Genomic DNA, 1,326 nt, shown 5'->3' with positions numbered 1-1,326 from the left:
CGATGTGGCGGCGCAGGTCGGCGTCGTCGGCGTAGTCGCGCAGATAGTCGAACACCTCGCCGCGACGCCCGAACGCGGTCGACCAGGGGTGCGGCCGGAACGAGTAGGAGTACAGGTGGCTGGGGGTGTCGACGCCGGCGCCCGGGTAGCGGTTCTCCCACCAGGTGCCGGCCACCTCGTCGTTGCGCTCCAGGGCAGTGACCCCGATGCCCATCGCGCGCAGCGTCGCGACGGCGAGGAGCCCGCCGACGCCGGCGCCGATGACGAGGGCGTCGGTGCCGGGTGGGACGTCGGGTCGCGGCGTGGGCTCGGGCTCGGCGACGCCGAGGGTCTCGGCCATCATCGGCTCGAACTCGTCGCCGACCGGTTCGCCGGTGAAGGTCCGCAGCATCCGCAGCAGCAGCTCGCCGCGGGGAGCGGGCAGGGCCGGGGGAGCGCCCGCCTCGAGGACCTCGGCGAGGGCGTCGCGGATCTCGTCCTGGACCTCGTCGGGGAGGCCGCCGCTGTCGTGGTCGTCGAGCCCCCGGGCGCGGGTCGGCGCGTAGGGCGGCTCGAGCCAGCGCAGATCCCCGGTGAGTTGCACCAGACACATCGTCAGGCAGGGCACGTTCGCCGCGTCGAGCGCTCGGCGCAGCCCGGTCCGGCCGACAGTGGTCACGTCGGCGGACCTTACAGCGGGTAGGCCACCGTGGGGAGCGAGCGGCGCCCCGCCGTTTCTCGGCGGGCGCGAGTGCCGCTCGCTCCGGCAGGCGGTGCGTGACGTGTGGCCGGGGCCACAGCAGGGTGAGCACTCCTTGGCCTACCCGCTGATAGGAGACCCGGCGATGGAGCTGGACGAGGCGATGCGGACCACCGGGACGTGCCGGTACTTCCGGGAGGACCCGGTGCCCGACGAGGTGCTGCGCACGGCGATCGACGCGGCGCGCTTCGGACCGCAGGGCGGCAACCGCCAGCCGGTCAAGTGGATCGTCGTCCGGGACGCCGAGCGCAAGCAGGCGCTGGCCGACCTGTACCTGCCGATGTGGGAGGTCTACTTCGCCGGGATCGGCGCAGGCACGGTGCAGGCCAACGCCCTGCCGAAGACCGTCACCGACGCCGACCACTTCGCCCGCCACCTTGCATCGGTGCCGGCGATCCTCGTGTGCTGTGCCGAGACCTCGGGTCTGCACCCCACCGACACCGAGCTCGGCCGGCTCTCCGTGGTGGGCGGCGCGTCGATCTACCCGACGATGCAGAACCTCTGCCTCGCGCTGCGGGCCCAGGGCGTGGGCAGCGCGGTGACGACGCTGCTGTGCGCGGTGGAGCCACAGGTCCGGGAGCTGCTCC

General features: G+C 73.5%; 2 protein-coding genes. One reads left to right on the top strand and one right to left on the bottom strand.

The annotated features are described in order from the left end of the window. On the bottom strand, positions 1 to 658 hold a 658-nt coding region (locus tag AC0CYZ_RS05490), incomplete at its 3' end, for an NAD(P)-binding protein (RefSeq protein WP_472213116.1). Positions 659 to 824: 166 nt separating this feature from the next. On the opposite strand from AC0CYZ_RS05490, the gene AC0CYZ_RS05485 reads away from it, so the two are divergent. Further along, positions 825 to 1,326 (top strand): nitroreductase family protein (locus tag AC0CYZ_RS05485; RefSeq protein ID WP_472213114.1); only part of this gene is annotated, 502 nt, incomplete at its 3' end.

The sequence above is a fragment of the Actinomycetospora sp. genome (assembly GCF_055612215.1).
The sequence above is the reverse complement of the archived record's forward strand: the minus strand, read 5'-3'. Positions and strand labels throughout refer to the sequence as shown.